We start from the raw sequence: 12,506 nt of genomic DNA, 5'->3' as shown, positions 1-12,506 counted from the left end.
CCGGTAGCGCTGCGCTTACCGGGGCGACGGGCCAGGCATCCACGCTTAAGCGTTGACCCACGCCAGGGTAAAGCCGTCCCAGCCTTTCGTGCCCACGGTTTGCAGCGCCGTTGCCGTCAACCGTGGCTCGGCGCCCATCATCTCAATGAACTGACGCACGCCCTGAACGCGCTCGTCGGCGCTCTGTGGGTTGACCACTTCGCCGTCGCGTACCACGTTATCGCCAATAATAAAGGTTCCCGGGCGGGAATAACGTAGCGCCCAGCGCAGATAATGGGGATTATTCGGCTTATCGGCATCGATGAAGATCAGATCGAAAGCGGGACATTCGCCAAGCGCCTCCAGGGACCGTAGCGCGGGCCCCTCCCGCAGCGTGACCCGCTGGTCAACCCCCGCCAGCTGCAGATTATCCCGCGCCACGCGGGCATGATGCGCGTCGGCCTCCAGGGTGAGGAGTTGGCCGTCGGCTGGAAGCTCGCGCGCCATCCAGATGGTGCTATAGCCGCCGAGGGTGCCGATCTCCAGGATCCGCTTAGCCTGGGTAAGCCGTACCAGCAGGGCGAGAAACTGACCCTGATTGGCGGCGACATCGTGTGCCGGGAGCCCGGCACGATGGTTGTTTTCCAGTACCCGATCGAGCACAGGATCGCTGGGAATTAAGGCCTCAATCAAATAATTGTCTACTGCAGACCACTGTTGTTGCATATGACGCTTCCCCCTTTAGCTCCCTGATGAGTCAGACCAGCCGCCTCCCAGCGCCCGGTATAGATCGATCTGCGCCAGCAGCAGGTTATTCTTCACCTGTACCACGCTAAGCTGGGTGGAGAACAGCGTTCGCTGGGCATCAAGCACATCCAGATACGAAGAGTAGCCGTTACGGTAGCGGTTTTGCGCAATGCGCAATGTTTCTTCCGCCACCGCCTCCTGCCCCTGCAGTTCGGTCAGCTGTTCGCCGTAGCGGCTAATGGCGTCCAGGCTGTCATTGACCTCTTTAAACGCGCCGCGCACCGTTTTCTCATAGCTGTACAGCGCCTGGTTGCGCTGGGCCATCGAGACATCCACTTGGGCATTTAACGCCTGGCGGTTAAGCAGCGGCGCCAGGATGCTACCGCCAATGCTCCAGAGTCGCAGCGGGTTGTCCAGCAGATCCGGCAGCGTCCGGTCCTGCAGGCTGCCGGTGGCGGTCAGGTTGATAGACGGCAGCAGCTGCGCCTGGGACGAGGCCAGGGTGGCATCGGCGGCGACCAGCTGACGCTGGGCCTGTACGATATCCGGGCGGCGGTTGAGCAAGGTGGACGGCAGCTGCGAGGGCAGACGCAGCGGGGTGAGCCCGGCGAATTCGCCGCGTTTTATCGCGCCGGGGTTATCCCCCAGCAGCACGCTGAGGGCGTTTTCCTGCTGCGCAATCTGGTGCTGCAGCGGCGGGATCTGCGCCCGCGTGGAGCGCAGCTCCGAATCCGCCTGCATCAGCTCAAGGCGCGAGGTATACCCGGTTTCATACTGACGTTTGGCCAGGCGCCAGGCGTCTTCCCGCGCCTGGAGCGTCTGCTGCGTGACCCGCAGTTGCTCATCCAGCGACAGCAGCGTCACGTAGCCCACGGCCACCGAGGCGGCGACGCTCAAATTGGCCGCGTCGGCAGCGGCTTTCTGCGCCTCGAGGCTGGCCCCGGCGGCGCTGGCCGCGCTGCGGTTCGCGCCCCAGATATCGACATCATAGCTGGCGGTCAGGCCGCCTTTATACACCGTACTGTGGATCGGCAGGCCGGTGGCGGCGGACTGCGCGCGGGCGCGGGTGCCGGTCAGGCTGGCATCCAGCGAGGGGAAAAGAGTGCTGTCGGCGGCATACGCCCGCGCCTGATACTCATTCACCCGCTCGCGGGCGATCAGCACATCGCTGTTATAGCGCAGCGCCCGGTCGACATACTGATTCAGCGCGCTGTCATGAAAATTGCGCCACCATACGCCTTCCACCGGGCTGGCAGGGCCAACGTCGGCCCGCCAGGCGGCAGGGATGGCGAGCGTCGGCTGGGCGCGCTGCACATCGGCGGACTGACAGCCGACCAGCGCCAGGACGATGGCAAGGGTGACCGGGCGGATCATGGCTGCTTCTCCGCGCGGGTATCAATGGTCACCTGCACCGACATGCCGGGGCGCAGGCGCTCGCTGTTGCGATGCCCCTCGTTAACCGTGATGCGCACTGGGATGCGCTGGGCGATCTTGACGAAGTTGCCGGTGGCGTTGTCCGGCGAAATGGCGCTGAACTCCACCCCGGTCGCCGGGGAGATACTCTGCACCTTGCCGTGGAAGGTCTCGCCGTTGAGCGCGTCAACGGTGAAGGTAACCGGCTGGCCGATACGCACATCGGCCAGTTGGGTCTCTTTCAGGTTGGCGATCACCCAGTGCTGCGGCGGCACCAGCGAGGTCAGATGGGTTCCGGCGCTGACGTAAGCGCCAAGACGCACCGAAATCTGCCCCAGCTGGCCGCCGGTGGGGGCGATGATCTGCGTATTCTGCAGGTCGATCTGCGCCAGCTCGAGGGCGGCTTTGGCGCTGGCCACGTCGGCCTCCAGTGAATCGCGATTGACGATGGTCGATTCGCGGTCCTGGCGCGACATCTCCAGCGCCGCTTTCGCCTGTTCAATATCCGCTGCCCCCTGGGCGGCGCTGGCGCGGGCGGAATCACGCTCGCGGATCGACAGCGAGCCATCGGCGGTCAGTTCCTGCACCCGTTTTAAATCAGCCTGGATTTTCAGATTCTGCGCGCGGGCGTTTTGCAGCGCGGCTTCATTTTTGGCGATCGTCGCCTCGGCGCTTTTGCGCTGCTGCAGGTTGTTGCGCAGCGCTGCCTCCTTCATCGCCAGGGTGGCCTGGGCCTGGTGCACCCGCTGCTTATAGATGCGATCGTCTATCTGGAACAGCACCTCGCCCGGCTGAACGATGGCGAAATCCTTGACGTTGACGGCAGTGATGTAGCCGTTGACCTGCGGACTGATAAAGGTGGTCTGCCCGCGCACGTAGGCGTTGTCGGTAAACTGGCTATGGCGGGTGAACGGCGGCAGTTGCCAGGCATAGAGGATCACCAGTACGCCGACGAGGCCTATCGCCGCGGCGGTAAAAATGGAAACCACGCGAATGTTGTTCCGGGTGTTGGCCTGTTGTTTGGCCGCATCCTGCTGACTCATAACGACTCCAGAGATGAAATGATGATAATTATTTGTTGCCGGTGGCGCGTTTTAAGGCGATACGGGCGGTCAATCGTAAGCGAATTAAGCGCCAGAAAACCCACACTAACGTCCCGGCGGAGATCGCCGCCGTCAGCAGATAGGTGTCATTCCAGGCGAGAATATTGGCCTGCAGCGTCGCGGCGTTTTGCAGCAGGGTGGTGGCCTGGACGCTGAGCAGCGTGCTGTCGCCGATCTGGCTCTGGTACATCTGGCTGTACTGCTGCAGCCGCTCGACGATCAGCGGGTTGAGCGTGGTTATCTGGTCCGCCAGCTGGCTGGAGTGAAATTTCTCCCGCCAGGTCTGGAAGGTGCCGAGTATCGCCGACCCCAACAGACCGCCTATGTTTTGGCTCATGCCGAACAGCACCGAGAAGCTGACCAGGTTGCGCGGATCGGCGAACACCCCGCCAATGCCGGCGAGCATCGCCGGCGCCAGAAAGAAGGCGCTGCCGAAGCCAAGCAAAAACTGGCTGAACATCAGCTGTTCCGGACGGGTGAGGGCGTTGGACTGGCTGTCGAGCAGCGAGGCCACCATGATCAGCGCCAGGGCGGTGGCGGTCGGCCAGTAGAGCTTCTGCGGGTTAAGCGTCAGGCAGCTGGCGATGATCCCGCACAGAATGCCGGCGAAAATTGACCACGCAAGGTTGGTCATCTGTTCGTTTTGCAGGCCAACGTACTGCAGCCAGCCGATCACCCCGGTATTCTGCTCCGCCAGCACGATGCGGATCAGCAGCATAATCAGACCCAGGCGCAGGATACTGCCGCTGGAGAGCCATTTGGTATTGAGCAGAGGATTGCTGCGGTTATGCTCAAAGGCGATGGCGGCGACGATCAGCACCACCGCCGCGGCCAGCGACCAGCCGATCCACGGCGCTTCGAACCACCACTCGAGCCGCCCCAGCGAGAGCACCGCGCAGACCAGCGCCATGCCGGGGGCCAGCAGGAAGAAGGTAATAAAATCCTTCTTCTCGAACACCTTTTTACGATCGCTCGGCGGCAGCTTCAGGGCGATGACGCAGGCCAGCGACACCAGCGCCAGCCCCAGTTCAAAGAAGTAGAGCCCGCGCCATTCATCGATCTGCAGCAGCTCGCTGGAAAAGAGGCGCGCCAGCGGAATGGCCAGCGACGAGCCGGTGATACCGATAGTCAGTCCTTTGAGGCGGTGGCGTGCGGGCCAGGCCTGCACCTGATAGTAGATCCCCAGCGAGCTGAGCGCCGCGGCCACCATGCCGTGGGCGGCGCGGACCATCATCGCCGAGCTGAGATCGTTGACGAACAGGTGGAAGAAGGTGACCAGCACATAGAGCACCAGAAAGCCTTCGGTAAAGGCGCGCAGCCCGAACTGCTGACGAAATTTCACCAGCAGCAGGTTAATGGAGACGTTGGTCATGACATACACCGCCGGTAGCCAGGCGATCTCCGTCGACCAGGCGGCGAAGGTGCCCTGCAGCAGCTGCAGATTGGCGGTGACCACCGCGTTGCCCAGCGCGCCGGTGAGGCACACCAGCAGCCCGACCACCCCGTAGGCCAGGCGCTTCGCCGGGCTGTGCAGCGGCGTCGATGGCGAGCCGAGCAGGGCCGGTTTTTCATGCGGCGCCCAGTCATGAGGGACGTAGGGGTTACTCTGGCGACGGGGCATTATTTCTTCTCCACTTCGCGCAACAGCTTTTCCAGCACCCGCTGAGTTTGTTCCCGCTCCTGCGGCGTGATCGCCGTCAGGATCTCTTCACGCAGATCGTCCGCCACCGTTTTGACCTGCTCGAAGAGGGCCTGCCCCTGGTCGGTGACCACCAGCAGCCGCTTGCGTTTATCGCGGTCGGTGGTGACGCGCTCCACCAGGCCGAGGGCCACCAGGCGGTTGATCAGCGGCACAATGGTCGGGCTCTCCACTCCCAGCTCCTGCGCCAGTTCGCTTTGCGACAGCGGCTGGTGGTGGCGGGCGATGGCGGCGACCGCCACCCAGCTGGCCTGGCTGAGGCCGAGGTTTTTCAGCCGACGATTAACCGCCAGCCGCCAGTGATGGGCGGTCAGATATAAAAGATGGGAGAAGCTAAGCTGTCGATGGTCCATAGGTCGTCTGTCAAAATCGTTAGAGCTCTAACGAGTTTATGTCTGATAACCGGCGGAATTCAAGGGAAAGGATAAAAAATGGTTAACGGTGTGTGCGTTTATTGTGGCGACAGGAGGATACCCCCTCAGGCCATTTACTCATGGAGGATGCTCTTATTCTGCGCCATCACCCAGGTGATAAAAGCGCGCAGGGGCGCGGGAATATGTTTGCGACTCGGATAGTAGACGCAGAAATGATCCGCCGGGTAGCGGTAGCTGGGTAATAAGCGAACCAGGCTGCCGGCGTTCAGTTGCGCGGACACCAGCGACTGATAGACAAAGGCGATCCCCAGTCCGCTCTCCGCCGCCTGGATCATCGCCGTATCGGAATCGACGACCAGATCGCCCTTGACGGCGACTTCGCCTGGCTCGCCGTCGGGGCTGATAAATTCCCACCGGTACTTTTCGCCGCTGGGGAAACAGCGGTTAATGCAGCGGAAATTGACCAGCGACTGCGGGGTGTCGGGCGCTCCGGCCTCGTGGAGATAGTCCGGGCTGGCCACTGGGATCAGCGACAGCTTCTCGCCAAAGGGGATGGCAATCATATCTTTGGGCACGTCCCGGGAATAGCGAATGCCAGCGTCAAAACCGGACTCGATAATATTCACTTTCCGATCGGTGGTAAACAACTCCAGCGTCACGTCAGGATAGGCGGTTTTAAAAGCAATAAAATAGCGCTGAAAGAAAAGGTCGAGAACAATGCGCGGTAAATTGACTTTCACCACCCCTTCCGGGGTCAGACGGTGATAATTCAGACTGTCGACCACCCGGCGATAATCATTCACCACCGGCGTCATATTATTAAGAAATTCCTCACCCACGGCGGTTAAAGACAAACTGCGCGTCGAGCGATTGAGCAGGCGCACGCCTAATTTTTCTTCCAGATGATTAATAGCGCTGGTGAGGGCCGGCGGTGAAAGATTTAATGCTCTGGCAGCTTGCCGAAAACTGCCATGTTTCACGATGAGTATTAATATTTCAATTTGTTGCAAATCAGGCAACGTTTTCATTGTTAATTTCCAGCTAACACCGCGTTCGGAATAGATTAATTGTTATCAATGTAAAAGGGAAGTATATATTTAATAACATTCAGCACGTAAGGAAAATAAGGTGAAAACACGTTATCTCGGAAAAGAGAAGTTCCAGGTTTCCGCATTGGGTCTCGGGTGTATGGGAATGAGTTTCGCCTATGGCGGCGCTGAGGAGTCGCAGGCGATAAATACCATCCATGCCGCAGTGGACATGGGGGTGACCTTCCTGGATTCCGCCGAAGTGTATGGGCCTTTTGACAATGAAGTCCTTGTTGGGAAAGCGATTAAAGGCATCCGCGATAAGGTGCAGATTGCCACCAAATTTGGCTTTCGTATTCTGCCGACCGGCCAGGGGCTGGAGCGGATGGCCGGCGTCGACAGCCGTCCGGAACATATTCGCGAGGCGGTGGAAGGGTCGCTGAAGCGGCTGAATATCGAGACCATCGATCTGCTCTATCAGCACCGCGTCGATCCCGCGGTGCCGGTGGAAGAGGTGGTGGGCACCATGGCCGACCTGGTCAAAGAGGGTAAAATTCGCCATATCGGGCTGTCGGAAGTGTCAGCCCAGACGCTGCGCCGGGCCTGCAAGGTGCATCCGATCGCCGCGGTGCAGACGGAATACTCGCTGTGGACCCGTGAGCCGGAGGGCGGCATCCTCAAAGCCTGCCGCGAGCTGGGCGTGGGCTTTGTCCCTTACAGTCCGCTGGGCCGCGGCTTCCTGACGGGCCAGATCACCGACCCCGGCGTCTTCGCAGCCGATGATTTTCGTCGCAATCTGCCGCGCTTCCAGGCCGAAACCATGCGCAAAAACCAGCAACTGCTCGACCGTCTGCAGCAGGTCGCCAGCCGCTACGAGGCCACCCTGGCGCAGATGGCCCTCGCCTGGGTGATGAGCAAAGGGGAAGATATCGTGCCGATCCCCGGGGCGCGAAAAATGAACCATCTGCGCGATAATGCCGCTGCGGCCGATATTATGCTCTCCCCTGAGGATATTCTCGCCATCGATCTTATTTTCGCTCCCGAAAACGTCGCCGGATTACGCTATAACCAGGGCGACTTTAATTTAATCGAAAAATAATCTCCTGAATACGCTCCTCCCGCCGGTCTGGCGGGAGATAAGGTAACTTATGACTATTGCTGTTTCCCGTCCGGCGGGATTGCCTGCGGCGGTGTATGCGCTTTCCGTGGGTTCATTTGGTATTGGCACCACCGAATTTGTGATTATGGGTTTATTACTCGATGTGGCCCATGACTTTCATATATCCATTACGCTCGCCGCCTGGTCTATTACCGCTTATGCCTGTGGGGTGGTGATTGGCGCGCCGCTGCTGACGCCGCTATTAAGCCCTTATCGCAAAAAACCGGTGCTGTTATTTTTAATGATCTTATTTTCCATTGGAAATTTAGGCTGTGCGATCGCCGGTAATATGACTATGCTAATTATTGCCCGGGTAATAACTGCGTTCGCTCACGCTTCGTTCTTCGGAATAAGCTCGGTCTATGCCGCGGAGCTGGCGCCGGTGGATAAACGGGCTTCGGCGGTCTCCGCCGTGTTTCTCGGCGCCACCCTGGCCAATATTCTGGGCGTGCCGCTCGGCGCCTGGGTGGGGCAGTACCTTGGCTGGCGCTATACCTTCTATATGGTCACGCTGATCGGCATTCTCTCCGCCCTGGCGGTGATCGCCCTGGTGCCTGGCCGTCAGGCGCAACCGTCGGCCCAGAGCCGGATCCGTGATGAGCTAAAGGTGCTCCGCCATCCCGCTGTGCTGCGCAGCCTGCTGATCACCGCCCTCGGGTTCTCCGGCGTCTTCGCCGCCTTCACCTACATCGCGCCGATGCTGAAAACCGTCACCGGGATGAGCGAACACCTCATTCCGCCGGTGCTAATGCTGTTCGGCGTCGGGATGGTCGCCGGGAATCATCTTGGCGGCCGACTGACCGACGGCGGCGTCCGCCGGGCGCTGCTGCTAACTCTCGCCTTGCTGAGCGTCGTCCTGTGTCTTTTTCCGTGGGCGATTCAGACGCTGCCCGGCGCCTGCGCGGCGGTGTTTCTGCTGGGGGCGGCGATGTTCTCTACCATTCCGCCGCTGCAGATGCAGGCGCTGGACAGCAGTGAGAGCGGCAAAAGCATGGTCTCTTCGTGCAATATCGCCGCCTTTAACCTCGGCAATGCCGGCGGCGCCTGGTTTGGCGGGCTGCTGCTCGCCTCCGGCGTTTCTCTCTCTCACATTCCCCTGGCCGGTGCTTGCCTGACCGCCAGCGGATGGGTTATCGCTAGTGTGACGTTGTCACCTTTAAAAGGAAGTCAAGCATGAAGTATCGATATTTAGGTTCCACCGGGCTGTCGGTTTCGGAGCTCTGTTTTGGCGCCATGACGTTTGGCGAGAAAGGGGCCTTTCTCGGCGCGCCGGGGCGCAACTGGTCGGAATTCGGCGTGGTGCCTGAGCAGACGGCCTACGATCTGGTGTACAAAGCGCTGGACGCCGGGATTAACTTTTTTGATACCGCGGACTGTTATAAGAACGGCCAGGGCGAAGAGCTGCTCGGCAACGCGCTGAAGGGAAGACGCCAGCAGGTGATTATTGGCACCAAAGGACGCTGGCAAACCGACCCCAACCCGAACGCGCTGGGGGCCTCGCGCTACCATATCATCAATGCCGTCGAGGCCAGCCTGCAGCGGCTGAAGACCGATTATATCGATATCTATCACCTTCACGGGTTCGATCCGCGCACCGCGCTGGAGGATACCCTGCGCACGCTGGATACGCTGATCCGCGCCGGGAAAATTCGCTATATCGGGGTCTCCAACTACGCGGCCTGGCAGCTGGCGAAGGCGCTGGGGATCTCGGAGCGCCTTGGGCTGGAGAAATTCTGCGTCTATCAGGGCTATTACAATATCGCCGCGCGTGAACTGGAGCATGAGATTATCCCGTTCAGCGTCGATCAGAACGTCGGCATCACCGTCTGGAGCCCGCTGGCCGGGGGCTTTCTCACCGGCAAATACCCACGCAATCAGGCTTTTCCCGAGGGCAGCCGCCTGGCGAACGCCACGCCGTTCGAATCCGCGCCGATCGCCAACCGCGAGCAGGCCTGGCAGACCCTGGAGGTGATGCAGGAGATTGCCCGCCAGCGCAACGCCAGCGTCGCGCAGGTGGCGCTCAACTGGCTGCGTACCCGTCCGGGGATCGCTTCGCTGGTGATCGGCGCGACCAAACTGGCCCAGCTGGAGGATAACCTGGCGGCGCTGAACTGGACGCTGAGCGACGAGGAGACGGCGATCCTCAACAGCGTGAGCGAGAAAGAGAAACCATACCCCTACTGGCATATCTGCAATGTCGCCGGCGATCGTCGTCTGGCCGATGATATCTATCCCTAATCACCCTACACCCAGGCAACACGCGTATGCCCCGCACGGGGCATACAGAGAGGCTCGATCGTGAAAAAAGTACTCATTGTTGGCGCCGGCCCGGTAGGGTTAATCATTGGCTGCTATCTGAATAAGTATGGAATTGATTTTGATATCATTGATAAAAATACCCACAGCACCACCTGGTCCAAAGCGCTTAGCGTCAGTCCGGCGACCATTAAAGCCTTCCACGGCTTAGGCCTTGCCGGGGAACTGATCGCCCAGGGAAAGCAGGTTCAGTCAGTCTACGCTTACTATAAAAACCGCAAATTTCTGCATATCGATAACCGCCGACTCGCCACCTGTTACCCCTTCCATGTCAGTATCCCGCAGCCGCGGACGGAGAAGATCCTCGAAACGGCGTTGGCCGACGCCGGGCGGGAGGTCAAACGTGGGCACCAGCTGGTCTCCTGGCGCCGGGAGGGGGAACGCTATCACGTCTCCCTGCTCGACGATGCCCGCCGGGCCTGTTCCGCCGCTTATGACTATATTATCGGCGCCGACGGCGCGGCCAGCACCGTCCGCGAGCTGGCCGGGATCGGCTTTAGCGGTCATGACTATCCGCTGCATTTTGTGATGGCGGACGTGCAATTCGACCGCGCGGCGGCGCTCCCGGGAACCTCCTACCATATTGATGAGCAGGGCTTTTTGATTTTCCTGCCCATGCCGGACAATCAGGTCAGGATCGTGATTAAAAAAGCCGGGCGCCTGCCGACGCCGCGTCCGGTGCCGGACCTGCAGGAGATCAACGCCGCGCTGGCGCGCTACTGCCCTCAGGTGCCGCCGGCGCAGACGCTCACCTGGTCTTCCAGCGCCAATTTCTATAACCGCATCGCCGATGACAATCTGCAGCATCATATTATGCTGGCGGGAGATGCCTTCCACCTGTTCAGTCCCATTGGCGGGCAGGGGATGAACACCGGCGTCCAGGATGCGGTGAACCTCGCCTGGAAGCTGGCTTTCTATCTGCACGGCGTGGCCACTGACCGACTGCCAGCGTCCTATCGCGCCGAGCGCTTCGCGGCGGTGAGCGGTGTGCTGCGCTCCACCGATCGCGATACCGGCGTGATTGCCGGTCTGGTGCCGAGAAATCATATCGACGGGGTCTACTTTCCGGAGTTTTGCAACCGTCACTACTATCGTCACCAGCTGCCGCTGCAGTACGCCGGTTTCACCGCGACGCAGGCGCAGCACCCGGACGGCCTGGCAGGGCACCATGTTCCCTGGTACGTTTTTGCCTCGCCGCAGGCGATGTTTCGCAACAGCTATGACGTCTTCGCCAGCGGTAAGGTGGTGATCTTTTCCGCCCGCGCCGCTTGTCCTCCTATGTCCCGCCTGAAGCAGGCCGGCTGGTTTATATTCTGCCCCCTCGAACCGGCGGACGAGGCGTTTCTCGAAGCGCTACAGATCGGCCCCGATGACTATGCGGTGGTCAATCCCGATGGCTATGTGGGCTTTACCGGCAGCGAAGCCGGGACACGGCAGTATCTTTCCTCGCTCTACGTAATGGAATAATCATGAACAAAGTCTATATCGTCGCGGCCTGCCGTACGCCGGTGGGGCGCTTTCTTGGCGCCCTGAAAACGGTCTCCGCGGTGGAGCTGGCCGCGCTCACCGTCAGGCACAACCTGCAGCAGGCCGGCATTGACCCGGCGTGGATCGATGAGGTGATCTGCGGCTGCGTCCTTGCCGCCGGGCAGGGGATGGGACCGGCGCGTCAGGTTGCGCTGCGGGCGGGGATCCCGGTGCAAAAGCCGGCTTACACCCTGAATATGATCTGCGGTAGCGGCATGAAAAGCCTGACCGAAGGGGCGATCCATATCCAGAGCGGTTATGCCGACCTGGTGGTCGCCGGCGGAATGGAAAATATGAGTCAGGCGCCGTTTTTGCTGCGGGGAGAGATAAGGGGCGGGATGAAATTCGGCGCGTTCAGCAGTGAGGATGTGATCCAGCGCGACGGATTAACCGATCCGCTGCTGCAGATCCCGATGGGGGAAACGGCGGAGGCCATCGCCGCGCAGGAGCAGATCTCGCGCGCGGCGCAGGACCAGTATGCCCTGGAGAGCCATCACAAAGCCTCCGCCGCCAGCCGCGCCGGCTATTTTGCCGATGAGATGGTGCCGGTGACGGTCAGCGCGAAGCGGGGCGTCAGCACGGTCCGCGAGGATGAGCCGATCCGCCATGATCTTAGCGCCGAGCAGCTGGCGGCGTTGAAACCGGCCTTTCGCGCTGACGGCAGCGTCACGGCGGGCAATGCCTCCGGGCTGAACGATGGCGCCGCGTCGGTGATCCTCGCGTCGGCGCGCGCCGTTGCCCGCTATGGCCTGCAGCCGCTGGCGGAGATTGTCTCCTTTGGCGAGGGCGGCGTTGACCCGTCCATGATGGGGCTTGGCCCGCTGCCGGCGATAGCGTGCGCCTTGCGCCGCGGGCGTTTTCAGCTCAGCGATATGGCCCGGCTGGAGATCAACGAAGCCTTTGCCGCGCAGGTGCTGGGGGTGGTCAAGGGACTGGCCAGAGCGCATCAGATGACGGAGGAGGAGATTGCTTCCCGGCTGAACGTCCACGGCGGCGCGATCGCCCTCGGCCATCCGCTGGGCAGTTCCGGGACGCGGATTGTGGTCAGCCTGGTGCACGCGCTGCGCCGGGAGAATCAACCGACCGGCCTGGCGTCGCTGTGCATCGGCGGCGGGATGGGGATTGCGTTACTGGTGAAAACGATCTGAGGAGACAAGCGCC

11 protein-coding genes are annotated in these 12,506 nt (G+C 61.0%); 5 read left to right on the top strand and 6 right to left on the bottom strand.

What is annotated here, in order from left to right; all coding sequences use genetic code 11:
* Positions 1-45 precede the first annotated feature (45 nt).
* The 6 genes from ABLX76_RS21170 to ABLX76_RS21145 form a co-directional block, all read right to left on the bottom strand.
* The gene (locus tag ABLX76_RS21170) at positions 46-705 is read right to left on the bottom strand and encodes an O-methyltransferase (RefSeq protein ID WP_348875252.1); all 660 of its coding nucleotides are present in this window, start codon (positions 703-705) and stop codon (positions 46-48) included.
* Between the two features lie 15 nt (positions 706-720).
* On the bottom strand, positions 721-2,100 hold the full coding sequence (locus tag ABLX76_RS21165; protein ID WP_086075397.1) for an efflux transporter outer membrane subunit: 1,380 nt from the start codon (positions 2,098-2,100) through the stop codon (positions 721-723).
* Positions 2,097-3,182: an HlyD family secretion protein gene (locus ABLX76_RS21160; protein ID WP_277475567.1), complete on the bottom strand. Its 1,086-nt coding sequence runs from the start codon at positions 3,180-3,182 to the stop codon at positions 2,097-2,099. The genes ABLX76_RS21165 and ABLX76_RS21160 overlap by 4 nt, the downstream gene beginning before the upstream one ends.
* Before the next feature lie 28 nt (positions 3,183-3,210).
* A complete protein-coding gene (locus tag ABLX76_RS21155) occupies positions 3,211-4,863 on the bottom strand; it encodes an MFS transporter (protein WP_348875249.1) in 1,653 nt (550 codons plus the stop codon).
* Positions 4,863-5,294, bottom strand: coding sequence for a MarR family transcriptional regulator (locus ABLX76_RS21150; RefSeq protein ID WP_048297412.1), 432 nt, complete (start codon positions 5,292-5,294; stop codon positions 4,863-4,865). Before ABLX76_RS21150 ends, ABLX76_RS21155 begins: the two co-directional genes overlap by 1 nt.
* Before the next feature lie 134 nt (positions 5,295-5,428).
* Positions 5,429-6,343, bottom strand: coding sequence for a LysR family transcriptional regulator (locus ABLX76_RS21145; protein ID WP_023289470.1), 915 nt, complete (start codon positions 6,341-6,343; stop codon positions 5,429-5,431).
* A gap of 100 nt (positions 6,344-6,443) precedes the next feature.
* Between ABLX76_RS21145 and ABLX76_RS21140 the strand changes: the two genes are divergently transcribed.
* From ABLX76_RS21140 to ABLX76_RS21120, 5 genes are read left to right on the top strand one after another with little or no spacing between them, the layout of a single operon-like run.
* Complete coding sequence (locus ABLX76_RS21140; protein WP_065882236.1) at positions 6,444-7,442, top strand: aldo/keto reductase; 999 nt, start codon at positions 6,444-6,446, stop codon at positions 7,440-7,442.
* 49 nt (positions 7,443-7,491) lie between these two features.
* The gene (locus tag ABLX76_RS21135) at positions 7,492-8,679 is read left to right on the top strand and encodes an MFS transporter (RefSeq protein ID WP_348875246.1); all 1,188 of its coding nucleotides are present in this window, start codon (positions 7,492-7,494) and stop codon (positions 8,677-8,679) included.
* Positions 8,676-9,740, top strand: coding sequence for an aldo/keto reductase (locus tag ABLX76_RS21130; RefSeq protein ID WP_348875245.1), 1,065 nt, complete (start codon positions 8,676-8,678; stop codon positions 9,738-9,740). The genes ABLX76_RS21135 and ABLX76_RS21130 overlap by 4 nt, the downstream gene beginning before the upstream one ends.
* 60 nt (positions 9,741-9,800) lie before the next feature.
* Positions 9,801-11,285 carry an FAD-dependent monooxygenase gene (locus ABLX76_RS21125; RefSeq protein ID WP_348875244.1) on the top strand — a complete coding sequence of 495 codons (1,485 nt, stop codon included), beginning with the start codon at positions 9,801-9,803 and terminating at the stop codon, positions 11,283-11,285.
* A gap of 2 nt (positions 11,286-11,287) precedes the next feature.
* On the top strand, positions 11,288-12,493 hold the full coding sequence (locus tag ABLX76_RS21120; protein ID WP_023289475.1) for an acetyl-CoA C-acyltransferase: 1,206 nt from the start codon (positions 11,288-11,290) through the stop codon (positions 12,491-12,493).
* Positions 12,494-12,506: the final 13 nt, after the last annotated feature.

This window comes from Klebsiella sp. JB_Kp004 (assembly GCF_040065795.1).
Classification (GTDB): domain Bacteria; phylum Pseudomonadota; class Gammaproteobacteria; order Enterobacterales; family Enterobacteriaceae; genus Klebsiella; species Klebsiella quasipneumoniae.
This window is presented reverse-complemented; position numbering and strand designations above follow the sequence as displayed.